Source organism: Dongia rigui, assembly GCF_034044635.1.
Taxonomy (GTDB): Bacteria; Pseudomonadota; Alphaproteobacteria; order Dongiales; family Dongiaceae; genus Dongia; species Dongia rigui.
The window spans coordinates 174,373-200,785 of the sequence record NZ_JAXCLX010000002.1 but is presented as its reverse complement, the minus strand read 5'-3'; the positions used below and the strand labels follow the sequence as shown (position 1 = coordinate 200,785).

At 62.7% G+C, this 26,413-nt stretch carries 25 protein-coding genes and 1 tRNA gene; 8 read left to right on the top strand and 18 right to left on the bottom strand.

Annotated features, from left to right (window positions below):
• Positions 1–43 precede the first annotated feature (43 nt).
• The 3 genes from SMD31_RS12420 to SMD31_RS12410 form a co-directional block, all read right to left on the bottom strand.
• A complete protein-coding gene (locus SMD31_RS12420) occupies positions 44–1,942 on the bottom strand; it encodes a propionyl-CoA synthetase (protein WP_320501214.1) in 1,899 nt (632 codons plus the stop codon).
• 170 nt (positions 1,943–2,112) lie between these two features.
• Positions 2,113–3,813 (bottom strand): 2-isopropylmalate synthase, encoded by a 1,701-nt coding sequence (gene leuA / locus SMD31_RS12415; protein ID WP_320501213.1) that lies wholly within the window; start codon positions 3,811–3,813, stop codon positions 2,113–2,115.
• A gap of 483 nt (positions 3,814–4,296) precedes the next feature.
• Positions 4,297–4,467 (bottom strand): YdcH family protein, encoded by a 171-nt coding sequence (locus SMD31_RS12410; RefSeq protein WP_320501212.1) that lies wholly within the window; start codon positions 4,465–4,467, stop codon positions 4,297–4,299.
• Between the two features lie 264 nt (positions 4,468–4,731).
• Here SMD31_RS12410 and SMD31_RS12405 point away from each other — a divergent pair, with 264 nt between their 5' ends.
• On the top strand, positions 4,732–5,346 hold the full coding sequence (locus SMD31_RS12405) for a UbiX family flavin prenyltransferase (protein WP_320501211.1): 615 nt from the start codon (positions 4,732–4,734) through the stop codon (positions 5,344–5,346).
• On the opposite strand, the gene SMD31_RS12400 is transcribed toward SMD31_RS12405, so the two are convergent.
• Positions 5,343–6,509: an MFS transporter gene (locus SMD31_RS12400; RefSeq protein WP_320501210.1), complete on the bottom strand. Its 1,167-nt coding sequence runs from the start codon at positions 6,507–6,509 to the stop codon at positions 5,343–5,345. The two genes, SMD31_RS12405 and SMD31_RS12400, sit on opposite strands and share 4 nt — an antisense overlap.
• A gap of 138 nt (positions 6,510–6,647) precedes the next feature.
• Here SMD31_RS12400 and SMD31_RS12395 point away from each other — a divergent pair, with 138 nt between their 5' ends.
• Both SMD31_RS12395 and SMD31_RS12390 read left to right on the top strand, forming a co-directional pair.
• Positions 6,648–7,157, top strand: a complete 510-nt coding sequence (locus SMD31_RS12395) for a hypothetical protein (protein ID WP_320501209.1) — start codon at positions 6,648–6,650, stop codon at positions 7,155–7,157.
• Positions 7,158–7,321: 164 nt separating this feature from the next.
• Entirely contained in the window at positions 7,322–8,770 is a 1,449-nt protein-coding gene (locus SMD31_RS12390) for an ATP-binding protein (RefSeq protein WP_320501208.1), read from the top strand.
• Between the two features lie 10 nt (positions 8,771–8,780).
• On the opposite strand, the gene SMD31_RS12385 is transcribed toward SMD31_RS12390, so the two are convergent.
• The gene (locus SMD31_RS12385) at positions 8,781–9,281 is read right to left on the bottom strand and encodes a TIGR02444 family protein (RefSeq protein ID WP_320501207.1); all 501 of its coding nucleotides are present in this window, start codon (positions 9,279–9,281) and stop codon (positions 8,781–8,783) included.
• On the bottom strand, positions 9,271–10,362 hold the full coding sequence (locus SMD31_RS12380) for an ATP-dependent 6-phosphofructokinase (protein WP_320501206.1): 1,092 nt from the start codon (positions 10,360–10,362) through the stop codon (positions 9,271–9,273). Before SMD31_RS12380 ends, SMD31_RS12385 begins: the two co-directional genes overlap by 11 nt.
• A gap of 89 nt (positions 10,363–10,451) precedes the next feature.
• On the opposite strand from SMD31_RS12380, the gene ygfZ reads away from it, so the two are divergent.
• Genes ygfZ through SMD31_RS12365 form a run of 3 tightly spaced genes read left to right on the top strand, consistent with a single transcriptional unit; the run spans position 10,452 to position 12,998 of the window.
• Positions 10,452–11,360, top strand: coding sequence for a CAF17-like 4Fe-4S cluster assembly/insertion protein YgfZ (gene ygfZ / locus SMD31_RS12375; RefSeq protein ID WP_320501205.1), 909 nt, complete (start codon positions 10,452–10,454; stop codon positions 11,358–11,360).
• Between the two features lie 55 nt (positions 11,361–11,415).
• The gene (locus tag SMD31_RS12370) at positions 11,416–12,531 is read left to right on the top strand and encodes a DmpA family aminopeptidase (protein WP_320501204.1); all 1,116 of its coding nucleotides are present in this window, start codon (positions 11,416–11,418) and stop codon (positions 12,529–12,531) included.
• Positions 12,495–12,998: a cupin domain-containing protein gene (locus tag SMD31_RS12365; protein WP_320501203.1), complete on the top strand. Its 504-nt coding sequence runs from the start codon at positions 12,495–12,497 to the stop codon at positions 12,996–12,998. Before SMD31_RS12370 ends, SMD31_RS12365 begins: the two co-directional genes overlap by 37 nt.
• On the opposite strand, the gene SMD31_RS12360 is transcribed toward SMD31_RS12365, so the two are convergent.
• The 10 genes from SMD31_RS12360 to SMD31_RS12315 all read right to left on the bottom strand — a co-directional run bounded on the left by SMD31_RS12360 (position 12,995) and on the right by SMD31_RS12315 (position 23,416).
• On the bottom strand, positions 12,995–13,648 hold the full coding sequence (locus tag SMD31_RS12360; RefSeq protein ID WP_320501202.1) for a lysophospholipid acyltransferase family protein: 654 nt from the start codon (positions 13,646–13,648) through the stop codon (positions 12,995–12,997). The genes SMD31_RS12365 and SMD31_RS12360 overlap by 4 nt on opposite strands.
• Entirely contained in the window at positions 13,648–14,559 is a 912-nt protein-coding gene (locus tag SMD31_RS12355) for a phosphatidate cytidylyltransferase (protein ID WP_320501201.1), read from the bottom strand. Before SMD31_RS12355 ends, SMD31_RS12360 begins: the two co-directional genes overlap by 1 nt.
• 8 nt (positions 14,560–14,567) lie before the next feature.
• The gene (locus SMD31_RS12350) at positions 14,568–15,176 is read right to left on the bottom strand and encodes a CDP-alcohol phosphatidyltransferase family protein (protein WP_320501200.1); all 609 of its coding nucleotides are present in this window, start codon (positions 15,174–15,176) and stop codon (positions 14,568–14,570) included.
• An 8-nt stretch (positions 15,177–15,184) separates the two neighbouring features.
• On the bottom strand, positions 15,185–16,108 hold the full coding sequence (locus SMD31_RS12345) for an ArgK/MeaB family GTPase (RefSeq protein ID WP_320501199.1): 924 nt from the start codon (positions 16,106–16,108) through the stop codon (positions 15,185–15,187).
• A gap of 172 nt (positions 16,109–16,280) precedes the next feature.
• Positions 16,281–18,968 carry a pyruvate, phosphate dikinase gene (gene ppdK, locus SMD31_RS12340; protein ID WP_320501198.1) on the bottom strand — a complete coding sequence of 896 codons (2,688 nt, stop codon included), beginning with the start codon at positions 18,966–18,968 and terminating at the stop codon, positions 16,281–16,283.
• 8 nt (positions 18,969–18,976) lie between these two features.
• Positions 18,977–21,094 carry a glycine--tRNA ligase subunit beta gene (gene glyS / locus SMD31_RS12335; RefSeq protein ID WP_320501197.1) on the bottom strand — a complete coding sequence of 706 codons (2,118 nt, stop codon included), beginning with the start codon at positions 21,092–21,094 and terminating at the stop codon, positions 18,977–18,979.
• A 3-nt stretch (positions 21,095–21,097) separates the two neighbouring features.
• Positions 21,098–22,018 carry a glycine--tRNA ligase subunit alpha gene (locus tag SMD31_RS12330; protein WP_320501196.1) on the bottom strand — a complete coding sequence of 307 codons (921 nt, stop codon included), beginning with the start codon at positions 22,016–22,018 and terminating at the stop codon, positions 21,098–21,100.
• A gap of 181 nt (positions 22,019–22,199) precedes the next feature.
• The gene (locus SMD31_RS12325; RefSeq protein ID WP_320501195.1) at positions 22,200–22,439 is read right to left on the bottom strand and encodes a hypothetical protein; all 240 of its coding nucleotides are present in this window, start codon (positions 22,437–22,439) and stop codon (positions 22,200–22,202) included.
• Positions 22,440–22,472: 33 nt separating this feature from the next.
• Positions 22,473–23,207, bottom strand: coding sequence for a tRNA1(Val) (adenine(37)-N6)-methyltransferase (locus tag SMD31_RS12320; protein ID WP_320501194.1), 735 nt, complete (start codon positions 23,205–23,207; stop codon positions 22,473–22,475).
• On the bottom strand, positions 23,207–23,416 hold the full coding sequence (locus tag SMD31_RS12315) for a putative signal transducing protein (RefSeq protein ID WP_320501193.1): 210 nt from the start codon (positions 23,414–23,416) through the stop codon (positions 23,207–23,209). Before SMD31_RS12315 ends, SMD31_RS12320 begins: the two co-directional genes overlap by 1 nt.
• A gap of 138 nt (positions 23,417–23,554) precedes the next feature.
• On the opposite strand from SMD31_RS12315, the gene SMD31_RS12310 reads away from it, so the two are divergent.
• Together SMD31_RS12310 and SMD31_RS12305 are read left to right on the top strand one after the other, a co-directional pair.
• On the top strand, positions 23,555–24,577 hold the full coding sequence (locus tag SMD31_RS12310; protein ID WP_320501192.1) for a polyprenyl synthetase family protein: 1,023 nt from the start codon (positions 23,555–23,557) through the stop codon (positions 24,575–24,577).
• Between the two features lie 149 nt (positions 24,578–24,726).
• A tRNA-Pro gene (locus tag SMD31_RS12305) sits at positions 24,727–24,803 on the top strand.
• 117 nt (positions 24,804–24,920) lie between these two features.
• Here SMD31_RS12305 and SMD31_RS12300 read toward each other — a convergent pair.
• Complete coding sequence (locus SMD31_RS12300) at positions 24,921–25,199, bottom strand: hypothetical protein (protein ID WP_320501191.1); 279 nt, start codon at positions 25,197–25,199, stop codon at positions 24,921–24,923.
• Positions 25,196–26,302, bottom strand: coding sequence for a DUF2336 domain-containing protein (locus SMD31_RS12295; RefSeq protein ID WP_320501190.1), 1,107 nt, complete (start codon positions 26,300–26,302; stop codon positions 25,196–25,198). The genes SMD31_RS12300 and SMD31_RS12295 overlap by 4 nt, the downstream gene beginning before the upstream one ends.
• Positions 26,303–26,413: the final 111 nt, after the last annotated feature.

The window sequence follows — 26,413 nt, the reverse complement described above, 5'->3', positions numbered from 1 at the left end:
CGCGGTAGAAAACTTTTTACGCGCGCCCTCTGCGTGCCCGGCGTCATTTCCTGGCGTAGCCGACGCCCTTCAGCGCGCCTTCGATCTCGCCCAGGATCGCCGGATCGTCGATCGTTGCCGGCATGTTGTAGGCGGCACCGTCGGCGATCTTTTGCATCGTACCGCGCAGGATCTTGCCGGAACGGGTCTTGGGCAGGCGATTGACCACGGTCGCCGTCTTGAACGCCGCCACCGGACCGATCCGGTCGCGCACCAATTGCACGGCCTCGATCACCACTTTCTCATGCGGTTTTGTGACCCCGGCCTTCAGCACCAGGAAACCCAGCGGCAATTGCCCCTTCAGTTCATCGGTGACGCCGATGACGGCGCATTCCGCGACGTCCGGGTGACTGGCCAGCACCTCTTCCATGCCGCCGGTCGAAAGCCGGTGCCCGGCCACGTTGATGATATCGTCGGTCCTCGCCATGATGTAGACGTAGCCGTCGCCGTCGATATAGCCGGCGTCCGACGTCTCGTAATAGCCGGGGAAGTGGTCGAAATAGCTCTTCCGGTAGCGCTCATGCGCGTTCCACAGTGTCGGAAAGGATGACGGCGGCAGCGGCAGCTTGCAGACGATGTTGCCGATCTCGCCGGCCTTGGCCGGATGCCCGTCATCGCCCAGCACGCGCACATCCCAACCCGGCGCCGCGCGTGTCGGGGAACCGTGCTTGACCGGCAGTTGCTCGATGCCGAGGCAGTTGGCAGCAATCGCCCAGCCGGTCTCGGTCTGCCACCAATGATCGATCACTGGCACACCGAGCTTGGCTTCGGCCCATTCCAGCGTCGGCGGGTCAGAGCGCTCGCCGGCCAGGAACAGGGCCCGCAGCGAACTGATGTCGTAATTGCCGACAAGCTTGCCCTCGGGATCCTCACGTTTCACGGCCCGCAACGCCGTGGGGGCCGTAAAGAGTGTCCGGACCTTGTGCTGCTCGATGACGCGCCAGAAGGCGCCGGCATCGGGTGTGCCCACCGGCTTTCCTTCATAGAGCACCGTGGTGCAGCCATAGAGCAGCGGCGCATAGACGATATAGGAATGCCCCACCACCCAGCCCACATCGGAGGCGGCCCAGAACACTTCGCCGCGTTCCATGTTGTAAATGTTGCGCATCGACCAGTTGAGCGCCACGGCATGGCCGCCATTGTCACGCACAACCCCCTTCGGGGCGCCGGTCGTGCCGGAGGTATAGAGGATATAGAGCGGATCGGTCGCCGGCACGGGCACGCAATCATGTGGTGTCGCTGCCGCCGTCACTTCGAGCCAGTCGAGATCGCGCCCGGCCTGCATCTCGGCGCGCTGCCGGTCTCGTTGCAGGATAATGCAATGCGCCGGCTTGTGCTTGGCCAGCGAGATCGCTTCGTCGATCAGCGGCTTATAGGCGACGACGCGTGCTGCCTCGATCCCGCAGGAGGCGCCGACGATGATCTTGGGCTGGCAATCGTCAATGCGCGTCGCCAGTTCCTTGGCGGCGAAGCCACCGAAGACCACGGAATGAATGGCGCCCAGCCGCGCGCAGGCCAGCATGGCGACCAGGGCTTCCGGCACCATCGGCATGTAGATGATGACGCGGTCGCCCTTGACCACGCCATGGCCGGCGAGGGCGCCAGCAAAGCGCGCCACCTCGGCAAGCAGCGCGCTATAGGTGATATGCCGCACGACGCCCGTGACCGGACTGTCATAGATCACCGCCGTCTGCGAGCCGAACCCAGCATCGATATGGCGGTCGAGACAGTTATAGGCCGTGTTGAACTCGGCGCCGGCGAACCAGCGTGTCGCCGGCGGGTTGCTGCCGTCAATGACGTCGTCCCAGCTCTTGTGCCAATAAAGATCGCGCGCCGCATGCGCCCAGAATGTTCCCGGCGCCTCGATCGACTGGCGATAGATGGTATCGAATTTCCCCGACATGCCGACTGACCCTTCTTCGCTAGGCCTTCTCAGATGCCGCAGTATGAGCATAACCCTGACGGAGGCAAGGATTTAAGGCCCCTCCTTTGGTCGCACATAACAAGGGCCGCTTACCTGGCGAGGCAAGCGGCCCTGGCAATCACGTGCACTATGACAGCGCGGTCAGCGCGTCATTCCGCCGCGGCGGCGGTAACCTTGCCGCCGGCCACGCGGTTGGTGGCGCTGATGATCGCCTTCAACGACGCGGTAACGATGTTGGAATCCTTGCCGACACCGAACACGACGCGCCCGTCCGGCATCGCCATCTCGATATAGGAGACGGCCTGCGCATCGCTTCCGCCACCGACCGAATGCTCGCGGTAATCGACTACCTTCAGATCGATGCCGGAATGCTTCTTCAAGGCGTCCATGAAGGCGTCGATCGGCCCGTTGCCGCGGCCGGTGATGGTGATGACCTTGCCCTTGTCGCGGATGCTGGCAGTGAGGTTGCGCACTTCACTCGCATGCGCATCGGCCAGCGTCTGGTGATCGACGAAGCCATAGGGCTCGGTCAGCGACAGGTACTCGTCATTGAACGACTGCCAGATCTGGCTGGCCGTGATCTCCTTGCCGGTCTTGTCGGCAATGTCCTGCACCACCTGGCTGAATTCAACCTGCAGGCGGCGCGGCAAGGAAAGGCCGTAATCGGTCTCGAGCACATAGGCGACGCCGCCCTTGCCGGACTGGCTGTTGATGCGGATGACGGCCTCGTAGGAGCGTCCCACATCCTGCGGATCGATCGGCAGATACGGCACCGCCCATTCGCCGCTGTTCGACTGCTTCATCGCCGCGAAGCCCTTCTTGATCGCATCCTGATGCGAACCCGAGAAGGCCGTGAAGACGAGATCGCCGGCGTAAGGGTGGCGCGGATGCACGGGAAGCTGGTTGCAATATTCGGCTGTTCGCACCAGTTCGTTGATGTCCGAGAAGTCGACTTCCGGATTGACGCCTTGCGTGAAGAGGTTGAGGCCCAAGGTCACGAGATCGACATTGCCGGTCCGCTCGCCATTGCCGAACAGCGTTCCTTCAATGCGATCGGCGCCGGCCAGCACACCCAGTTCCGCCGCGGCAACGCCCGTGCCACGATCATTATGCGGATGCAGCGAGATGATGGCGGCTTCCCGGTTCTTCATCTTGCGGCAGAAATACTCGATCTGGTCGGCATAGATGTTAGGCGTCGACATTTCGACGGTGGCCGGCAGATTGAGGATGCAGGGCTTGGCCTTGGTCGGTTGCCATACATCCATCACCGCCTCGCAAACCTCGATCGCATAGTCGATCTCGGTGCCGGTGAAGCTTTCCGGGCTGTATTGGAAAACGAATTCGGTATTGCCGGTCTGCTGCTTGGCGAGATCCCGCACCAAGGTGGCGCCGTGAACGGCGATTTCCTTGATGCCCTTCATGTCCTGGTTGAACACGACACGACGCTGCAGGGTCGAGGTCGAGTTATAGACATGGACGATGGCCCGTTTCGCCCCCACCAGCGCCTCATAGGTACGGGTGATGAGGTGGTCGCGCGCCTGGGTCAGCACCTGGATGGTGACATCGGCCGGAATATGCCCGCCCTCGATGAGCTCGCGGCAGAAGTCGAAATCGGTCTGGCTGGCGGAGGGGAAACCGATCTCGATCTCCTTGTAGCCCATCTTCACCAGCGTGCGGAACATGCGCAGCTTCCGCTCCGGGCCCATGGGTTCCACCAACGCCTGGTTGCCGTCGCGCAAGTCGACGGAGCACCAGATCGGCGCCTTGGTGATGGTCTTTCCCGGCCATTGTCGGTCGGTGAGGTTGATCGGCTGGAACGGCTTGTACTTGCTACTGGGGTCGATATGCATGGCACTATCCTCGCGAGGAATTTGATCAGCAGGGTTATTTGGAAGGAGCGACTTCAAGCCGCCGCCGGTATCCCCCAGGAACGAGGGACGTCGCCATCAGCGCCGACGGCGGCGGCTAAGCGAGGTCGCGCCAAAAGGCTGGTCCAAATACCCTAACACACTGCTGCTTATGACGATTTTGCGGATCATCGGCAATCCCTGACACGTTAGAAAATCTCTGGCGGAGATGTAGCCAAGCGGCCACGCGGCCGGCGCGATTCAGCACGCCGGGGCGGTAAGTCGAAGCGTAAGGGCCAGAATTTGCGTCAGGTTGCTCATAGGCGAACCTTAACCAGGGGACGGATACCGGGTCAAGACCGAAACCGGGGCCTAATTCGGCCGCCGAATGCCAAGTAAAAGACCGCCGGACGGCCACGTCGGGGCCATCTACGGCGGTCTGTTGCGGGAGATCAGGGCCTGTTCAGGCCCGAAAATTCGTGCGCGTCAGTGCGTTTTTTCAAGGACGGCGAGCTCGTCCTTGATGCGCAGTTTGAGCTTTTTCAGCGCGTGGATGGTGGCTTCATCAGGGTGGGGGCGCCGTTCTTCATCGGCGATCTTTAAGTCCAAATCGGCGTGCTTTGACTTCAGCGAGTCCACATGCGCAGTCATTGCCATACCCATTCTCCCATCTGTTTTCAGTGATCGGATCGGAATTGCATTGCGAGCCACGGCGCTTTGCTGGTTTGCTCCCTCCTGCTGTTGTTTCAGGGTGCCTCGACCCCTGAATGCTGCGCCATTCTGGCCCCTAAGTAAATGAGAGACAGGGCTTGGCGCTTCAAGATGTCACGGTAAAATTGTCTGATTGATTAAGCCACGCTGACCCAAATACGCCGACAAAGCGTATCCTGCGCCAGAATGAATTCCAGAATGAATGATCGCATGAACAAGCACCCCGCCCAAACCAGCCAACAGCACCCGCCTTCGCGCCTGATCATCGGCATCTCAGGCGCGTCTGGAGTCCTATATGGGATACGACTCCTCGAGTTGTTGAAAGACACGATGATCGAGACCCATCTGGTCATGTCGCGCACCGCCGAACTGACCCTTGCCTACGAAACCGACCGTAAGCTTGCTGCGGTCAAGGCGCTCGCCGATCACGTGCATGGCAATGACGATCTCGCCGCCCCGATATCGTCGGGCTCTTTCCTCACGCTCGGCATGATCGTGGCCCCCTGTTCGGCAAAGTCGCTGGCCGAGATCGCCAGTGGCGTGACGCCGACACTCATCGCGCGTGCCGCCGATGTCGTATTGAAGGAACGCCGCCGCCTGGTACTGATGCTGCGCGAGACGCCGCTGCATCTCGGCCACATCCGCAACATGGCAAGTGTCACCGAAATGGGTGGCATCATCGCCCCACCGGTGCCCGCCATGTACGCCCAGCCGCAATCGATCGAGGAGATGGTCGACCAAAGCCTCGGCCGCGTCCTCGACCTCTTCGGCCTGCACCTCGACCACGTCACCCGCTGGGACAAGGCCGCGAAAAAGCGGCGCTAGAACTCGCGGCGGCGCAAGAAGACCAGCAATGTGAAACTCGCGGCGACCGCCAGTGCCACCAGCATCAAGCCATTGGTGCCGATGACATCCATGGCAAGGCCCGAGGCCGGCGGTGCCGCGACATTGGCAAAGGTGTAGGCCATCACGAAGGCCGCGTTGACCACGGCAAGTTCACCCCCCGCATAGCGCCTTCCCATCGCCACCAGCGCCACCGAATAGGCGCCCCACACGCAGCCGCCCCAGATGAAGGCAACGAGACCCAGCCAGATGGGATAGGCGGTGAGCCCACTCAGTGCCAGCAGCGGCCCGATGATGCAGACGACGCCGCATCCCAGCATGACGGGCCGCGGCCCCATGCGGTCGGCCATCCACCCGACCGGGAATTGCAGCAGCACATTGCCGGCGATGAAGACACTGAGCAGCGTCAGGGCAAAGGATTCCTCGAACCCGACGCGCTGTCCCCAGATCGCCAGGAAGCTGAAGAACGAGGCGTCGATGGAACCTGATACGACGGCGGCCGACAACAAGGCCGGCAATGTCAGGAACACGCCCAGCACATGGGCGCCGCCACTGTCATCCATGGCCGGCGCCAGGCGCCGCAGCGGCAGAATGATGAGCAGCGAAAGAACGCTGAGCCCGATCAGCCACGGCAGTGCCGATGCCCCGAAATGGATCGACCATTTCAGCACCTCGGGCCCGGCGGCAAACCCTGCCGCCATGATGGCTGCGTAGAATGCCACCGCCCGTCCCCGCGTTTCCGACGAGGTGGCGCTGTTGATCCAGGTTTCGGTCACGACCCATGGCACGCTGCCCGAAAGCCCGCTGATGAAACGCAACCCCAGCCAGATCCATGGGGAATCGGTCAACCCCAACGGAAACATCGCAGCGACGCCGACGACGCTGCAGAAGATCATGGCATTGCCACTGCCGAAGCGGCGCACGATGCGCTGCGTGAACGGGGCCATCAGCATGACGCCGACGGGGTGTGCCGCCGAGATAAGCCCGATGAGCGCACCGTCCAGCCCCTGGGCATCCAGATGGAGGGCCATCCAGGGCACCAGTCCGCCAAAGGAAATGCCGAAGGTGAAGACGCTGGCATAGAGCCCCGCCAACGCGATGAAGCGCTGCCGCGTTGTCGCGCCGATGGCCAGGTCCTGCGACATGAACTCCCCACTTCTTGTCCGCCTGCACAATAGCTGTGCGGACACATTCCCAGAAGGCGAAATTGTTAACACTTTCGGCATGGCGTTTGCTTGATACCAGACAAATTTAGCCATACGCGGCAGGAAGGGCCTTAACCGATGTCGATCAGCCTGTTCAGCGCAGCCTCCAGCGGTCTCCAGATCCTTGGCAAAGCGGAAAAAGATGCCGAGCAAAAAGCGACCGAAGCCAATGCCGAGGGCGCATTCTCAAGCCTCCTCGCCCAGCAGACCAATGCCGGGTCAAACGTCGCCACCATCAGCGGCCGGCCCGGCAATGGCGTCATTTCGGCGACGCTCATCAATGCCGGCGTCGAAACGCAGCCATCCCTCGACGTCAGCGACCTGCAGTCCGGTGCCGTGGACAAGACACCGGACGCCCGCGACGAATTCCTGAATTTCGCCCGCAAGACCCCGGCCGAACAGATGCGGGCGATGGTATTGGCGGATCTGGGTCTCACGGAGGAGCAACTCGCCAGCCTCGATGCCGAGACCCGGGCCGAAATCGAGGAGAAGATCCGCGTCCAGATCGAAGCCAAGATCCGGCAGGAGATCGAGAAGCAATCTGGGGTGAAAATTAGCCTGGGCAGTCTTCCGCTACCAACCGCCTGAGCCATACATCATTGTGTAGTATCCCAGCAAAAAGCCTTCTCAATGGGCTGTCCTTAGCCCTTCGTTAAGCCGCTTCCGCGATAAGACCGGCATTCGCCCGACTTCATGGGCGCCGGCTTACTGGTGCGCCGCATCCAACGCGGATGCGCGCTGGAGCGCGTTGCATGACCGCCGCGTCGATGGGCGCCCCCAATCCGAGGAGCACCGACCTCACCGCGCCGGTGGCTCGGGAAGAGGTCGAGGCGGAGCTTATCGCCAGCCTCTACCAGCGCACGCGCCCGCTGCTCATCGCCAATATCGGAGCCATGGTGCTGTTGACCGGCGCCCTGTGGACCAGCGCGCCGCATCTTTATCTGCTGGGCTGGGCCGTCACCCTCTTTGCCTGGACCATGTTGCGCTTCGCCCTCGCCAAGCTTTACCTGCGCCAGGAGCGTTCGGTCGGCGAAGCCAAGAACTGGGTCTATGCCTTTTCGGTCGGTTCCGGTGTTGCTGGCACGCTCTGGGGCCTCTCGATCTATCTCATCGGCAGCCTCAGTCCCGATCACGCCAAGCTTGTGGCCGCGTTCATGATGGCAGCGCTGAGCGCGTCGGCCATCGCCGGCTATACCAACAGCCTCATCGCCTTTGCGGCATTCACGATTCCTGCCCTTCTCCCCTTCGGCCTGCGCATGGTCTGGTTCGACGGCGAACCGAGCTATGCCATCGCCGCCTTCGTCGTTTTCTGGGGCTGGTTGCTGTGGTCCATGGCGCGGCACCTCAATGACGGCTTCAAGTCCAACATCGCTCTCTTGCTCGGCAACCAGCGGCTGGTCGAACATCTATCAATCGCCAAGGACCGTGCCGAACGGGCCAACCAAGCCAAGACCCGATTCTTGAGCAATATGAGCCACGAATTGCGCACGCCGCTCAATGCGGTGCTGGGCTATTCGGAGATGATCAAACTGGAAATGCTGGGGCCGATCGGCCACGTGCAATATGCCGACTACATCAACCACATCCATGATCGCGGCCGGCATCTGCTGGGCTTCGTCAACCAGGTGTTCGACCTGTCGCAATTGGAATCGGGCACCGTCGCGTTGCAGGACGAACGCGTCGCTGTCGATACGCTGCTGGCGGAAGTGGTCGAACCGGTGACTTTTGCGGCGCAGCGCGACCGGATCCTGCTGCACGTGACGAGCCCAGCCGGCAATCCGGGCCTCATCGCCGACCATGCCAAGCTGCGTCAGGCACTGGGTAGCCTTCTCGACAATGCCATCAAGTTCACGCCCCCCGAAGGACGCGTGACACTGACTGCCACATTGGGCAATGACGGCGGCATGCGCCTCAGCGTCAGCGATACCGGAATCGGCATCGATGCCGCCCATATCGAACGCATCACCGTGCCATTTCATCAACTGGAGAACCAGGACCACCTGAAGCGCTTGAAAGCGATCAAGCACGATGTTGGCCAGACCAGTACCGGCCTCGGCCTGCCGGTCGCCAAGCTGTTGACCGATCTTCATGGCGGGCGCCTCGACATTGAAAGCACGCCGGGCGTTGGGACAACGGTCAGCCTGTGGCTGCCGCCCGACCGCGTGCTGCAGCCACAGCCCTTGGCACGGGCAGCGGAGTAGCGCCTCTACCTCAGAGTGCTGCCAGAATGGCGTCGAGATCGGCCCGGTCCTGGACTTCGCCCGCACTCATTTTAGCAGCGTAAAGATCGAGCCCGATTGCCGCCAGGCTGCGCGCCGGCTCGGCCCTGAGGCCGTTCATATGCCCGGCCAGTGCCGCGACGATCTTCTGTTGTGCGACACGCTCGGCTTCCAGTTCCACCGACAGCAGGCCATGCTTGATCGATTGCCGATCATTGCCTCCCACATCGGCAAAGCTCGCGAGACTCCGGCGCACGGCACGCAAGGGCCGCAGCACCGACTCGGCCCAGGGTGCCGTGGCCGCCAATCCGCTTTCCAGCGCCGCGTCGCTCACCGCATAGCCGCTGCGCGCCAGCCAGCAGATCGCCAGCAACATGTTGACGTCGGCGCCGCGTCGGTCCTGCAGCGACAGGCACGCATTCGCTACCGCCTCGCGGCAATAGATCGCCAGGCTGAATTCCCAGAAATCGTCGGCGTTCAGTCTAATCGCCAAAGCTGATCCCCAATCCGCGCGCGGTCTTGACCAATGTGCCGTGCGGATCCACCGTGGCAGCACCCTTGATCGCATCGACGATCGGCACATCGATGACGCGCCGTGAATTCCAGGCGACCATGCGGTCGAACTTGCCCTCGGCAATGAGGTCGACCGCATGCACACCGAAGGCCGAGCCCAGCACCCGGTCCTTGGGTTCCGGCGTGCCACCGCGCTGCACATGCCCCAGCACCGTGACGCGCGTCTCGGCGCCGCTGCGCTTGGCGAGTTCTGTGCCGATGTAATGGCCGATGCCGCCATAGGTCTGCATTGCCGTGGCACCGCCACCATGCACGGACGTGATCGACTGACCGTTCTCGGTCCTGACCGCCTCCGCCACGATGACGAGGGCGAAGTTGCGCCCGCCCTTGCGCAAATCGGCAAGCTTCTTCTCGATGGCCGCGAAGGAATAGCGAATTTCGGGAATGAGAATGACGTCGGCACCGCCGGCAATGCCGGCCGACAGCGCGATATGGCCGGCATCCCGGCCCATCACCTCCAGCACCATGACGCGGCTGTGGCTTGCCGCCGTGGGCTGCAGGTGATCCAGCGCCGAGGTCGCGGTCTGCACGGCCGTCTCGAAGCCGATCGACAATTCCGTGGCGCCGAGATCGTTATCGATGGTCTTGGGGATGGCCACCAGTTGGAAGCCGCCCTGGATCGCCAGCCGCCGCAGGATGTCGAGCGAGCCGTCACCACCAATACCGATCAGCGCATCCAGCCCCAGCAGACGGAAGCCTTCGATCACCTCGCCGGAGCGATCGATATGGCTGCCATCCTCCTGCAGGAAAGCAAATGGATCGCCCTTGTTGGTCGTGCCCAGAATCGTGCCGCCCTGGCGCAGCATGTCGGAGCCCGCGACTCGTTCGTCGAGGGCCGTCGCTTCCACAGGCCGGGCCAGCAGCCCAGCCGTGCCATTATGGATGCCGATGACCTCCCAGCCGAAATGACCCTTGGCATGGGCATAGACCGCGCGAATGATGGAATTGAGCCCGGCGCAATCGCCGCCGCTGGTCAGAATGCCGATCCGCTTTATTGCCAAAGCCCGTCCCCCATTACCGGAAGCCCCTTGCCTTTTCGGCACACTGTTCCAAGTATTAGTAACGAAACTCGAAGGTACCGCATAGCCACATGGAAGATAAGGCTTTTTTCGAACTCAACCCGGCCCGCAGCATGATTGCCATCGGCGGCCAAGATCGCGCCGAGTTCCTGCAGGGGCTGATCAGCAATGACACCAAGCGCATCGGGCCTGCGCAGGCGGTTTTTGCTGCCCTCCTCTCGCCGCAGGGAAAATTCGCCTATGACCTGCTGCTGGTCGAAGAAGGCGCACGCTATCTGGTTGATTGCGAAAGTGCCCGCCGCGCCGATCTCCTGAAGCGCCTCAAGATGTTCAAGCTGCGCTCGCAGGTGACGCTCGACGATCTCGACAGTGAATTCGTCGTGGTCAATCTCTTTGGCGGCGGCGCGCTGGCACGCATTGGCCTCGCGGCACATGCCGGTGCGGCCAAAGCACTTGGCGGGGGCGTCGTCTTCACCGACCCACGCCTCCCCGATCTCGGTGTCCATGCCTTCCTGCCGCGCGCAACCTACGGCGCAACCTTGAGCGACCTTGGCTTTGCAGAAGCACCCCAGGGTAGTTTCAAGGATCACCGCTATGCTCTCGGCGTGCCGGAAGGCAGCCATGATCTTCTGCCCGACAAGGCCATTCCGCTCGAATGCGGCTTCGACGAACTCAACGGCGTCGATTGGCAGAAGGGCTGCTATATGGGCCAGGAGCTGACCGCCCGTACCAAATACCGCGGCCTGGTCAGAAAACGCCTCCTACCGGTCCGGTTCGAGGGTAACCCACCGCCCATCGGCACCGACCTGACATTGGACGGCAAGGACGTCGGCGATATCCGCGCCGTCGACGGCTATCGCGGCCTCGCGCTGCTGCGCCTCGAATATCTCGACGCGATCCTTGCAAACGGCATAGATGTCGATGGCACCCGCGTGACGGCCAGCATCCCCAACTGGGTGAAATTGCCAGCAGTTGCTTGAGTAACGCAGCCCACCTCGCCTAATCTCCCTGCAACAACAAATCAGGGGAACGATCATGGCAAAGGCGCGGTTGCGGGATCTCGGTATCACTCTGGGGCAGATGCAGCCGGGGCCGCTCAATGCCATCACCGATGTGGACGGCATCCGCGTTGGGTTCTCGACACTCATTCGCGATGAGCCGCATGTGGTGCGCACGGGCGTCACGGCGCTGTGGCCCGCGGACGACATCTATACCGATTTCATGTTTGCCGGCATGCATTCCTTCAACGGCAATGGCGAGATGACGGGCAGTCATTGGATCAACGAGCAGGGCCTGCTCGCCGCCCCCATCACCATCACCAATACCCATGCGGTCGGTGTCGCGCGCGATGCGATCTGTGTTCATGCGGCCAGGAGGGGCATCGATCAGGCCTGGCATCTCCCGGTTGCAGCAGAGACGTGGGATGGCTGGCTGTCGGATGCCGAGACCTTCCCCGTTACCCTCGACATGGCGATCGAGGCCTTGGATTCAGCCAAGGCCGGACCGGTGCTGGAAGGGAATATCGGCGGCGGGACCGGCATGATCACCCACGAATTCAAGGGCGGGACCGGCACTGCCTCGCGCCGCCTATCGGCGGAGGACGGTGGTTGGACGGTGGGTGCGCTGGTGCAATCGAATTACGGCCGCCGCTCGCTGCTGCGCTGTGGTCATGCGCCGGTGGGCCTTGAACTCACGACCGATGTCGTGACCTCGGCTCACGCCGAACGGAAAGCGGAACAGGGCTCGATCATCGTCATTCTGGCGACCGACGCGCCGTTGTTGCCGATCCAATGCCAGCGCCTCGCCCGGCGTGCGACAACTGGCCTCGCCTGGGTGGGCGGCATCGGCTCCAACGGCTCCGGCGACATCTTCCTCGCGTTTTCGACCAGCAACCGGGTGCCGCTCAAATCCAAGATGACCGATGTGCGCATGCTGGGGATGGAGGAATGCACTCCCCTCTTCCAGGCTGCCGCCGAAGCGACCGAAGAGGCGATCTGGAACGCTCTCTGTGCCGCCGAAACCATGACCGGCTACAAAGGCCGCACCGCCTACGCCGTTCCGCATGATTTGCTGAAACAAGCCGTGGCGCAATATACCAGAAGGGATGGCACGCTATGCCGGAAGGAATTGACAAGCTTGTCACCCGACTGAATCTTGCCCCACATCCGGAGGGTGGCTTCTACCGCGAAACCTATCGGGCCGGCGAAACAATCCCCAATGCGGGGTTGCCCGCACGCTTTCACGGCCCGCGCTCCCTTGCGACGGCGATCTATTACCTGCTGCGTGCCGGTGAGCGGTCGAAGCTGCACCGGATCAAGTCCGACGAGGTCTGGCATTTCTATGAAGGCGATGCGCTGACCATCATCGCCATCTCGGCCGACGGACAGTTGATCGAAACGACGCTGGGTCGCGAGTTTTCCCGGGGGCAAGTGCCCCAGCATGTTGTGCCGGCCGGGTATTGGTTCGGTGCCTTGCCGGCCAAGGTCAGCGCATTCACGCTGGCCGGCTGCACCGTGGCGCCGGGTTTCGATTTTGCCGATTTCGAACTGGCCGATCGTGGGAAGTTGCTCAGCGCGTTTCCGCAGCACAAAGCCTGGATCGAGCGCCTGACGGATTAATCCTCGTCGTCGTCAAAGACCTTGGGCAGATGCGCGCCGAGGCTGCGAACTGAGTCTTCCATCGCCTGCGTGTAGGTGGCGCGGTTGCCGGTCCAGGCGACCGGCGTGCCGACCACGGCATCGACGACAACGGGCACCAGAATGATCTCGCCGCGCGGCAGCGCCTTGCCGGCACCTTGCAGGAAAACGGGTGTCACGGGGACGTCCGGATAGCGCTCCTTCAACCGGGCGACACCGCCCTTGAACTTGCCCATGACCTCGGCGCTCCCGCGTGATCCTTCCGGAAAGACGATGAGAATCTCGCCGCGATCAAGCGCCGCCGCACCTTCGGCCAGCGGATCGGCGCCGCGACCGGTGTTGGTCCGGTCGAGCGGCAGGATGTTGAGCACATGCAGGCTGAACCAGGCGATGACGGGGTTCTTCAGGAAGTAATCTGCCGCTGCCACGGGCCGCACCTTGTCGAGCTGGCCAAGCGGCATGAGCGAGAGCAGGACCAGTGTGTCGAGGTGGCTGTTGTGATTGGCGATGACGATAGCGGGGCCGGCCTTTGGCAGGTTCTCGCGCCCCTTCACCGTCAGCCCCAGCATCATGAAGGCGACGGGGCGCAGGAAGAGGATGGCCAAAAGCAGCCGCAGCCAACGCGACATCATCAGTAATGCAGGAAATAGATGATGTGGAAGAAGAGCGGCGCGGTGAAGGTCAGGCTGTCGACGCGGTCGAGGATGCCGCCATGGCCGGGCAGCAGCGTGCCGCTGTCCTTGAGCTTCAGATCGCGCTTCACCGCCGAGATGGTGACATCGCCCGCAAAACCGGCAAGCGCCAGGACGAAACCGATCCCCGCTGCCTCATACCAATTGAGCGGGGTCAGATAGGGTGCCGCCAGAACCGCAACGGCCGTGGTGATGACGACGCCACCGATGAGGCCCTCCACCGTCTTGTTGGGGCTGACCTTGGGAATGACCTTGTGTTTCCCAAGCAGTTTGCCGCTGCAATATTGGCCGACATCGTTGATCTCGGTGAGGAGCAGCAGGAACAGCAGCAGCCCGTCGCCACCCGCGACCGGATTGGCAGCGCCCGGCAGCGCCAGCAGAAAGGCGGCATGGCTGAGCGAAAAGACAGCGATCATCAGGCCCCAATGCACCGTGCCGGCCGCCTTGATGAAGCCCTGCGTCTCGCCGGCCAGCACCATGCGCAAAGGGAGCGCCAGGAAGATGTAGACGGGGATGAAGATGATGAACATCCCGTACCAGCCGATCGACACCCAGTAATATTGCAGCGGGATGGAGAGATACGCCCAGAGCAGCACGCGGTGGTCGGCGCGGCGGGTCGGGATCAGCGTCACGAATTCCTTGAAGGCGAGGAAGGAGATGAGGCCAAAGAGCGCGATCGGCACCCAGGACGGCAAGGCGATCGACAGGCCCAACAGCGCAATGATCACCCACCAGGTGCGGGTACGCAGCCACAACTCGTGCTTCTTCTTGCGCTGCGGCCAGGCGAAGGCGGTCGCCACCAGCAGCAGCGCGAACACCGCTGCCAGCGCGGTGGCGACGTTGGGCGTCATGTCGAAGATCATTTGGGTGTCTCGGCAAGCGCCTTGCGGGCGCGGTTGAAGATGGTGACGAGGCCAAGGCCGGCAACGATGATCATTTCCCAGTCGATCCAGGAGCCGAGCCCGAAGCCCGCACCCAGCATCAAACCAAGGAGGCCCAAGGCGAGCGCCCGGTCACTCTTACCCATGGGTCCGTCATAGCGGCGTGTTGACCCGACTACCTGACCGAGGACGCCAACCAGTTCGCCGATGATGGCGATGACGATGGCCATGATGACCCAGAAGCCCGTGACGCCCGGCAGCAGCAGGACCGGCAAGGTGAGTGCCGTATCGGAGACGACGTCGCCGACTTCGTTGAGGATGGCGCCAAGGCGCGACTTCATCCCATGCTCGCGCGCCAGGATGCCGTCGATGGCGTTGGCAGCCATGCGCAGGAACAGGAAGACCGGCAGAACGAGCCACAGCTCGAGGCAGGTCGGCCACCAGGCGAGCAGGATGCCCACGGCGATGGAGCCGATCATGGCGGCCAGCGTCACCGCATTGGCGGTGACGCCAAGGCCGGCGAGTTTCGCGGCGAGGGGTCGGAGGAGCGCCACGAAACGCGGCTTCAAGTCGTATACGGATGCCATGGGCGCCACTATAGCTGGCGCGCAATCTCCGCCAAGGCCAGAAACGGGGATTGGGCTGTGCGCGCCGTCACCAGCGCGCCGGATAGGCGCTTTAGCCCTTCCCGCCCCCAGCGTTCCTTAACGGCGGCTTCCACCCAGGCCACGCCTTGGGCCTGCCGCTTGGCCCCACCGCGCCCTCCCGCAGCCAGCCAGGCGGCATGGTCGGCCACGGCGCTGGTGAGGTTCGAGATCCCCTCGGCAGCATTGGCAGAGACGATGAGGACGGGCACCGACCAGGCAGTGGCATCCTGCCGGCCCTCGTTGAGGCCGAGAGCGCCCTTCACGTCTGCCCGGGCCCGGGTCGCTGCCCGGCCGAGATCGCCCTTGGTGACAACCACGATATCCGGGATCTCAACAATGCCGGCCTTCATGAACTGGAGGGAATCGCCGGAGCCGGGCTGGACGCAGAAGACAATCGTGTCGGCCGCAAGTGCGATGTCGGTCTCGGACTGCCCGACGCCGACCGTCTCGATCAGCACCACGTCATAGAGCGCCCGCAGCAGGACCATGGCCGCGAAAGTGATCTCAGCGAGGCCGCCCAACTGGTCGCGCGCCGCCATGGAGCGGACGAAGACTCCCTGGTCGTCCGGATCGGTTCTGAGCCGTGTGCGGTCACCGAGCAAGGCCCCGCCGCTGCGTTTCGAGGACGGATCGATGGCGATGACGGCGATGGTCTTCTGCGCCCGCCGATAGGCACCGATGAGGGCACCGGCAAGCGTCGACTTGCCGACACCCGGCGGGCCGGTGAGGCCAATGACCTGCGCCATCGGCGCCACATAAGCGGCGTTCAAGAGCGCTACGATCTCAGGGTCGTCGGGATTGGATTCAAGGCGCGCCAGCACGCGGGCAATGGCAGGCTTACCGGCGGTGCGGAGGGTGGAGAGATCCGTCAAAACGTCCCCCTCTCCCCCACCCTCCCCCACTGCCGACTAATGTCGGCATTCGCCGCCTGCGGGGGGAGGGAGTTCGAGAGAGTATGCAACGACGTCGTAGACAAGCTGGCTAGCGTTCCCTCCCCCCAACGTGGGGGAGGGTTAGGGAGAGGGGGCGTTTCAGCCCAGCCCCTCACCCCTCGCCCTTGCGGCCGGATTGATCGCCGGTCAGCGCCGCCTGCGCGGCCGCGAGTTTGGCGATCGGCACGCGGTAGGGCGAGCAGGAGACGTAGTTCAACCCGACCTTGGCGCAGAAATGGATCGAGGCCGGATCGCCGCCATGCTCGCCGCAGATCCCGAGCTTGATGTCGGGGCGGGTCTTGCGGCCGCGCTCGGCGGCGATCTTCACCAGCTCGCCGACGCCCTCGACGTCGAGCGTCACAAAGGGGTCGCGCTCGATGATGCCCTGGCGCTCATAGGATTGGATGAAGCGCGCGGCGTCGTCGCGGCTGAGGCCATAAGTGGTCTGCGTGAGGTCGTTGGTGCCGAAGCTGAAGAAGGCCGCATCCTTGGCGATCTCGCCGGCAAGCAGCGCCGCGCGCGGCAGCTCGATCATGGTGCCGACCGAATAGGGGATGGCGCTGCCGCTCTGCGCCGCGACTTCCTTGGCGACGCGGTCGATGATCGCGCGCATCAAAGTCAGCTCCTTGGGGATACCGACCAGCGGAATCATGATTTCCGGCTCGGCAGTGTCGCCATGCTTGGCCTTCACCTCGGCCGCGGCCTCGAAAATCGCGCGCGCCTGCATCTCATAGATTTCAGGATAAGTGATGCCGAGGCGACAACCGCGATGGCCGAGCATCGGATTGGATTCATGGAGCTGCGCCGCGCGGTTGGCGACGAGTTCAACCGAGATTCCGGCGGCCGCCGCCACTTCCGCCATTTCGGTGCGGCTGTGCGGCAGAAATTCATGGAGCGGCGGGTCGAGCAGGCGGATCGTAACAGGCAGGCCCTTCATGATCTGGAACAGTTCGATGAAGTCCTGGCGCTGCATCGGCAGGATCTTGGCCAGCGCCTTTTTACGTCCAGCCACATCCTCGGCCATGATCATCTCGCGCATGGCGATGATGCGCGCGCCGTCAAAGAACATGTGCTCGGTCCGGCACAGGCCGATGCCTTCGGCACCGAACTGACGCGCGGTACGGGCATCCAAGGGCGTTTCCGCATTGGTGCGGATCTTCAGCTGGCGGAACTCGTCGGCCCAGCCCATGAGCGTGGCGAAGTCGCCGGATAGCACCGGCTCGATCGTCGAGACGGCACCCAGCATCACTTCGCCGGTCCCGCCATCGATGGTAATGAGATCGCCTTCACCAATCTTTTGGCCTTTCACGACCATGGTCTTGGCCGCAGCGTCAACGCGCAGATCGCCGGCACCCGAAACGCAAGGCCGGCCCATGCCGCGCGCAACCACAGCCGCATGGCTGGTCATGCCGCCGCGCGTGGTCAAGATGCCGACGGCCGCATGCATGCCGTGGATGTCTTCCGGCGAGGTTTCGACGCGCACCAGGATGACCTTGTCACCCTTGGCGGCGCGGTCCTCGGCCTCGTCAGCGGTGAAGACCACCTTGCCACAGGCGGCACCGGGGCTTGCCGGCAGGCCACGGGCGATGACATCCTTCTTCGCCTTGGGATCGAGGGTCGGATGCAGCAGCTGATCGAGCGAGGCAGGCTCGATGCGCGCGACCGCCGTCTTCTTGTCGATGAGGCCTTCGTTGCAGAGATCGACCGCGATCTTCAGCGCGGCCTGGGCCGTGCGCTTGCCGTTTCGGGTCTGCAGCATATAGAGCTTGCCCTGCTGCACGGTGAACTCGATATCCTGCATGTCGGCGTAGTGCTTCTCGAGCTGGTCGCGGACCTTGAGAAGCTGGCCGAACACGTCGGCCATGGTCTCTTCCATGGCCGGCAGGGTGGAATTGTTGGCTTTCTTGCCGGCAAGGGTGAGATGCTGTGGCGTACGGATGCCCGCCACCACGTCCTCGCCCTGGGCGTTGATCAGATATTCACCATAGAATTCCTTGGCACCCGTCGACGGGTTGCGCGTGAAGGCGACACCGGTCGCGCAGTCTTCGCCCATATTGCCGAAGACCATGGCCTGCACCGAGACGGCCGTGCCCCATTCTTCCGGAATGCTGTTGATCTTGCGGTAGGTGACAGCGCGCGGGATCTGCCAGCTGCCGAACACGGCACCGATGGCGCCCCACAGCTGTTCCTTCGGATCCTGCGGGAAGGGCTTGCCCAACTCCTCTTCAACCTTCGCCTTATAGTCGGCGATGATCTTCTGCCAATCCTCGGCCGTGAGGGCGGTGTCGAGATCGACGCCCTTCTCCTGCTTATGGAAATCGAGGATGTCTTCGAAATTGTGATGCTCGACGCCCAGCACGACATTGCCGAACATCTGGATGAAGCGGCGATAGGAATCATAGGCAAAGCGCGCATCGCCGGATTTCTCCGCCAGGCCCTTCACCGTCTCGTCATTCAAGCCCAGATTGAGCACCGTATCCATCATGCCCGGCATGGAGACGCGAGCGCCTGAGCGCACGGAGACGAGCAGCGGCGCCTTCGGATCGCCAAATTTCAGGCCGACGATCTTTTCGATATGCGCCACACCCGCTTCGACCTGTGCCGTCAGTTCGGCCGGGTACTTGCGATCATGTGCGTAATAATGGGTGCAGACTTCGGTGGTCGCGGTGAAGCCCGGGGGGACCGGCAGGCCCAGCGCCGACATTTCGGCGAGGTTGGCGCCTTTGCCGCCCAGCAGGTTGCGCATATCGGCACGGCCATCGGCCGCACCGCCACCGAAATGATAGACCCATTTCGTCATGGTTGTGATCATCCTTCGATTTTGGAGAAATCCGCGACGAGATTGAACGTGCTGCGGATCGAGTTCAGCAATCGCAGGCGATTGCCACGAAGTTCCTTTTCGTCGGCGTTGACGGTGACCTTGTCAAAGAAGGCATCGACAGGTTCACGTAGGGTGCTTAGTTTCGCCATAGCGCTGGCAAAATCTTCCTTGCCAATGGCCTCATCGACCCAGTGCTTCACAACGTCGAGAGCCTGATACAGCGATTTTTCTTCGTCCAACTTGAGCCAGCTCTTATCGGGCGGGTCACTGTGAGCACGGCCATCCTTCTTTTCTTCGATGCGCAGGATATTGGTGGCACGCTTATAGCCAGCGAGCAGATTGGCGCCATCAGCGCTGTCGACCAATCCCTTCAGCGCATCGACACGTGCAAGAAGGCGCGTCAGATCATCTTCATTGCCCAGGGCGAAGACGGCACTGATGAGGTCGTGGCGCGCGCCCTGCTCCTTCAGCGCCACTTTGAGGCGGTCGGCGAAGAAATCCATCAAATCGTTGATGACCGCCTTGGGCGCGCTCTTCTCGAAGCCGCCCACGGAATCGTAATAACCGCTATAGGCCAGCCCCAACACATCGCGCAGCTTCAAACGCAGCTTGTTCTCAAGAATGAGACGGATGATGCCCAGTGCCGCACGGCGAAGGGCAAACGGGTCCTTCGACCCGGTGGGCTTTTCATCGACCGCGAAGAAGCCGGTAAGCGTGTCGATCTTGTCGGCCAGGGCCACCGCGACACTCACCGGCGCAATCGGGCAGGTGTCGTTCGGACCCAGCGGCTTGTAATGATCGGCAATGGCATCGGCAACGGCATCCGGTAATTTCTCATGGCGGGCGTAGTAACGCCCCATGATGCCCTGAAGTTCCGGGAATTCGCCCACCATGCCGGAAACGAGGTCCGCTTTCGCCAAACCGGCGGCCTGATTGGCAAGACCCGCGTCGCAGCTGGGGATGAATTTGGCAAGATCCCGCGCCAATGCCTTCACGCGGCTGACCTTTTGCCCAACCGAGCCGAGCTTGGCATGATAGGTGATGGCGTCGAGGAGCGGCGTGCGCTCAGCGAGGCTCACCTTCAAATCCTGGTCCCAGAAGAACTTGGCATCCGACAGACGCGCGCGCAGGACGCGCTCGTTGCCGTGGACGATGGCGGCACCGCCGTCGCTGGCTTCGATATTGGCGGTGACCAGGAAGCGCGGCGCCAGTTTCCCCGACTTGTCGAGGAGCGCGAAGTATTTCTGATTGACGCGCATCGAGGTGGTCAGCACCTCATGCGGCACCGACATGAATTCGTCATCGATCTTGCCGATGAGCACCGTCGGCCATTCGACGAGGCCAGTCACTTCATCGAGCAGCCCGTCATCCTGTTTGACGCTGAGGCCCTCTTTCGCGGCGACTGCATCAGCCTGGCGCTTGATCTCGGCGCGACGCTCTGCCTGGTCGAGGATGACCTTCGCGGCCTTCAGCTTCGCTTGATAATCAGCGAAACTCGTGACCGTGAGCTCGCCAGACGACAAGAAGCGATGCCCCTTGGTCTTGTCGCCGATCTGGATGCGTTCACGACTCTTGTTCTGAGTTGTTCCCAGTTCAAACTCGGTCCTGCTCGACTTCTTTCCGTCGAACAGCAGGACGATACTGTGAAGCGGACGCACCCAACGGAAATCATTGCCGGCCCACCGCATCGATTTTGGCCAGGGAAATTCCATGAGCACAGAGTCGATGAGTGAATCGATTACCGCAGACGTAGTTACGCCCTTCTTTTCAACAACCGCAAAATAGAATTCGCCCTTGCCAGTATCCCGCTTCTCGCAAGCATCCAAAGAGGTAAGGCCGGCGGATTTGAGGAAGCCATCCACCGCCTGTTGCGGCGAGCCGACGCGCGGACCCTTCTTTTCTTCTTTCACATCCGGCTGCGCCAGCGGCAGTCCCTCGATGACGAGCGCGAGACGACGCGGTGTGACGAAGGATTTGGCGGAGGTGAACGTCAGTCCGGCGGCCTTCAGTTTATCGGTAACAAGGCGCTGCAGGTCGTCTGCCGCGCGGGCCTGCATGCGCGCCGGGATTTCTTCCGAGAAGAGTTCGAGGAGAAGTTCGGCCATGATTTATGCCTCCCCTCCCGAAACGTCGGATCGCTGCGTTGCTTCCCAGGCCTCGCAACAGGCCTTGGCCAGCGTGCGGACGCGGCCGATATAGGCCTGGCGCTCCGTCACCGAGATGACACCGCGCGCATCCAGGAGGTTGAAGAGATGGCTGGCCTTCAAGGCCTGGTCATAGGCCGGCAGCGGCAACGCCTTGTTGCCACCCAACAACGCGGCACATTCCTTCTCGGCATCGGCAAAGTGCTGGAACAGCAGGTCGGTATTGGCGCGCTCGAAATTGAAGGTCGAGTATTCCTGCTCGGATTGCAGGAAGACGTCGCCATAGGTCATGCCGTGGCCGTTATAGTCGAGGTCGTAGATGCTCTCGACGCCCTGCACATACATGGCGAGGCGTTCGAGGCCGTAGGTGAGCTCGGTCGAGACGGGATTGCATTCAAGCCCGCCCACCTGCTGAAAGTAGGTGAACTGGCTGACTTCCATGCCGTCGCACCAGACTTCCCAGCCGAGCCCCCAGGCACCCAAGGTCGGGCTTTCCCAATCGTCCTCGACGAAGCGGATATCGTGCTGCAGCGGATCGATGCCGATGGCTTTGAGCGACCCCAGATAAAGATCCTGGCTGTCGGCGGGTGACGGCTTCAGGATCACCTGGAACTGATAGTAATGCTGCAGGCGGTTGGGGTTCTCGCCATAGCGCCCGTCTTTGGGGCGGCGCGAGGCCTGCACGTAAGCCGCACGCCAGGATTTGGGGCCAAGCGCCCGCAAGGTGGTCGCCCAGTGAAACGTCCCGGCGCCGACTTCCATGTCATAGGGCTGCAGAACGACGCAGCCATGGCTCGCCCAATAGGCTTGCAGCTTGAGGATGAGCGCCTGGAAACAGGTCTCAGGGTTGGGTTTCCGGCGCGCAGGCTTCGCCTCGGCGGGCATAATCTTGCAGTCCCCCTACGAACGTCTTTTGAATTGTGGCCGTATGCGGCTTCTTGGTGCGCCGCAACATACAAAGCCCCCGGGGGTTAATCAAGCCAGGGCTGGTCCCGGCGCGGCACAAAACCGGCGCGATTCCGCCAAATTTGTGTGACTTAACAGGGGAATGCTGAAGGTCGATGGCTCAGTTGCCGGAATGGCCGCAGGAACAGCCGGATTTCGCGGGAAAATAGGCGCCGCAGGACTTGCACTGGATCATGTCTTCAATCGGCTTCTGGCGCGCCGCTCCGGGCTTGGGCGCGGCATCACCCCGCCCGCTGCCTTGTTCGCTTTTCGCGACCTGGCCGCGGCGGATGAAATACCAGACCGCCGCGATGACCGCGGCAATGATCAGCAATTTGGGGAAGGTGGGAAGACCGAACATGGCTGCGAGATTTAGGGCGTTGCCACGGCCCGGTCAAGCGAGGCGGTCGAGGCTGAGTGCAGCGGCATCGCGCAAGATGACCTCGGTCTGCGGCGTAAAGCTGCCATCGGCGCCGTGCAGCACCCAGGGTTGGCAAGACCTGAACGCGCGGGCGGCACCCTTGCGGCCGGTGAGGATGATGCGCTTTGCCTCGGCCCCCGCGCGCGGCAGGAATTCGAGAAGGCACAGATCGCCAAGGCCCTGCTCCATGGCGGCACGCAATTCCCCCGTGCGATCGGCGCGGTGGATGAAGGTGACACTGCCACGAGGCTTCGCTGCATTGATCGCGCAAGCGACCCAGTCCGCAAGCTTTGCGTCGCCCTCGACATTGGCCAGCGCCTTGACCGGGTTGGGCGAGATCGACGCCTTCTCACGCGCGAGATAAGGCGGGTTCGCCAGCACGTGATCAAAGCCCGCATCCTTGAAACCGAGCAGGTCCCCGCATTGAAAGAACGTGCTGCCGGAAAGGCCATTGGCCGCGGCATTGCGTGTCGCTAGCGCGATCAGCCCCGGCTGCAGATCAAGGCCGCTGAGCGAGGTGCCCGGCACGCGGGCGAGCAGGCACAATCCGGCGGTACCAACACCGCAGCCCAGGTCAAGCAAGCGCTCCCCCGGCTGGGCCGGTACCGCCGCCGCCAGCAGCACCGGATCGATCGCCGCGCGGTAGCCTTGGGCGGGCTGCATCAGTTGCAGCCGGTTGCCTAAGATTCGGTCGGTGCTGGTTTCCATCAGAACAGCTCGCCAGCCTCCGTCAGCACGCGCCGCGCCTGCTCAAGATCGTCCTCCGCCACGACCAGGCGCTGCGGCAGGATGCCAAGGCTGCCTTGCATGATGCTGGAATGGGTGTCGAGGATGAGGGAATCGATCCCCGCATCGGCGAGCAGGGCCGTGATGAAGGACAGCCTGACCGGGTCCTGGGACCGCAGCAATTCGCGCAAAACCTCGCCCCTTTTCGCGTTTTTCCCGCGCCGTTATGTCGCGGGACCGACCCCGGCTTAACTTGACCGAGGCGGGAGAGCGGCTATGCTCGCGCGAGATAAGGTTTTTCTCAAGAATTTAGGTAGGGGATACCCCAATTGGCCGTCGTCGTTAACCTCGAAACCGGGCGCAAGGAAGCAAAGCCTGACGCGTTGGACCGCCTGACCGAGCTGGTCGGCGCCGATCTTGCCCGCGTCAACCAGCTCATCGTCCAGAACATGCAGAGCGACGTGCAGCTGATCCCGCAGCTGGCCGGCCACATCATCGCCGCCGGCGGCAAGCGCCTGCGCCCACTGCTCACCCTCGCTTCCGCCCATATGTGCGGCTATCGCGGCGATCGGGCGCCGGGCCTCGCGGCCTGCGTCGAGTTCATCCACACCGCGACCCTTCTCCATGACGATGTCGTCGACGAAAGCGCATTGCGCCGCGGCGAGGCCTCGGCCAATGCGGTCTGGGGCAACAAGGCGTCGGTCCTGGTGGGCGACTTCCTGTTCAGCCGCGCCTTCCAGCTGATGGTGGCCGATGGCTCCTTGCGCGTGCTCGAAATCCTCTCCACCGCCTCCGCCGTCATTGCCGAAGGCGAAGTGCTGCAGCTGATGACCAGCAACGACACGGCGACCACCGAGCAGGCCTATCTCGAGGTGATCAAGGGCAAGACCGCGGCCCTCTTCGCCGCCGCCTGCGAAGTGGGTGCGGTTGTAGGCGGGCGCCCCAAGGTCGAGGAAGACGCGCTGCAGAGCTTCGGCCTCAACCTCGGCATCACCTTCCAGCTGATCGACGACGCGCTGGACTATTCCGCCAAGCAGGAGACGCTGGGCAAGGCCGTGGGCGACGATTTCCGCGAGGGCAAGATCACCCTCCCCGTCATTCTTGCCTACCTCCGCGGCGATGCCGAGGAACGCGCCTTCTGGCAGCGCACGCTGGAGAAGGTCGAGCAGGAGGACGGCGATCTCAGGCACGCCATCCAGCTGATGGAACGCCACGGCGCCTTGAAGGACACGGTGGCCCGCGCCGCCCATTACGGCGCCATCGCCCGGGATGCGCTCGGCATCTTCCCCGAAGGGCCGGAAAAGCGCGCCCTCATCGACGTCATCGATTTCTGCATCGACCGGGGTTTTTAAGCGCAAAAAGAGGCTGTCCGGCCAACCACTTGGGCCTCGGCCATAAAGTTTGCCCAGGGGCCTTAAGGCAGGCTTGCGCCCGCCCCTCCCAGCGGCTATAAGGCACCGCGTTTCGCCGCCCGGCACTTCCAGGACCCGGGCGCTTCGGTCGGAGTGTAGCTCAGCCTGGTAGAGCACTACGTTCGGGACGTAGGGGCCGGAGGTTCGAATCCTCTCACTCCGACCATTTCATCTCAGCGCCCAGCGGCGCTCTTTTCCAAAAGCACGGCTCTATCCACGGTAGAAGTGCCGTTTCGGTGCTGTTGCTGCTTTCAGCGATACCGTGCACACCCCAGGCGCAGGCTCACTCGAGCGAAATGCCCTCGTCCTTGGCGACTGCCCGGTAGATCTCGCAGGCTTTGTCGGGATCGCCAGCCGAGAGAGCCGCACCGCCCTCGTTCATGCGGGCATTGGCCGCCGTCACCTTCAGGCTGTCTTCCTCGGTCTTGGCAGCACCGGCCTTCTCACCGAGCGCCGTCGAGACCTTGACCATGAGGTCGACCGCTTCCTGCTGGTCGCAGGCAAAAACGGGCGTTGCCGCCAGCACGAAGAATGCGGCGACGGGCGTGATGAGCTTTTTCATGCGGCGAGTTGCTTCAGCTTCTTCATCAGATAGTCGAGGTTATCGTTGCCGATATCCTCGAACTGGGTCAGCACGCGCTCGATGACGCGGGCAGAGAAGCGGGCACGGTCATTGGCGCCGCCGTCATATTCCGTCTCGCGCGCCACGTCGAAGGCGACACGGAAGGCTGGGAACAGATTGGCCGGCAAGGGCGTGCGCTGATAGATCGACTGCAGCCCCAGCTTGCCCTCGTCATGGATGAGGACGCGGGCATTGACGATCGACATGTTGGCCAGCACGGCAAGGCTCGCCTCGAAGAAGGTGAGATCGCCGGTGCAGAGCGTGCGCAGGATCAGGGAGGGCGTCAGGCGCTTGGTGTCGCGCAGCTGCTTCACCAGATCGACGACATCGGCGGATTTCGACCCCGGCGGCAGCAGGCCGGCGGTCGCCCGCTCGCGCGCCTGCAGGACCAGATCGGCTGCCATCTCGGCCGAGATTTCCTTGTGTGACAGCAGATGGTCGCGCAGCGATTCAGATACCAGCGCCACGATCTTTTCCGAGACGCGCAGCGGCAGATTGGCGCGTGCCACCAGCGAGTTGCTGACGGAAGGATCGTTGCCGAATTTGGCAAAGGCCTTTTCCAGATCGGCGTCCTTGAGTGACGCTCCCGGATTGTTGACCAGCGTCGCCACGACATCGCCGGACTTGCCGTGATCAATGAGGGCGTTGGCGACATCGCCAGAAACATTGGCGCGGCGCGCCACGGCCGTCTGCTTCTCGGCGCCCGACATGCGAATGATCTCAATGAGGTCGGCGTCAGAGAGCACGGTTGAGAATTCGAGGACCGGCAGCGACACCGCCTCGACGTCCTTGGCGAGCGACAGCGCCACATCCTTGGGCAGCTCGGGGCTCGATTTCAGATTGATTGACAGCGCCTCGCGCACGCGCACCTCGGCGTCACGCACCATGATCCGAAAAATTTCTTCGGCAAGCTGCCTTTCGGCAGCTGTCAACTCGGTCCCGTAGAAGGCCTTGGCGACCTTGGTCGCCGTCTCGACCCGGGAGTCCGCTGATGGGTCGGTCATCAGTTTGCGGACATCGGCTTCCGTCAGCATGCCTGCCATCGAGGCTTACTCCAGTTGTAACGAGCCAAGGGCTCTATGGTGCCATCAAGATCACCTAATCCACAATTAGTTAAAGTATTGGTAACGCGCAGAGTCGTCGATATTTAAAAT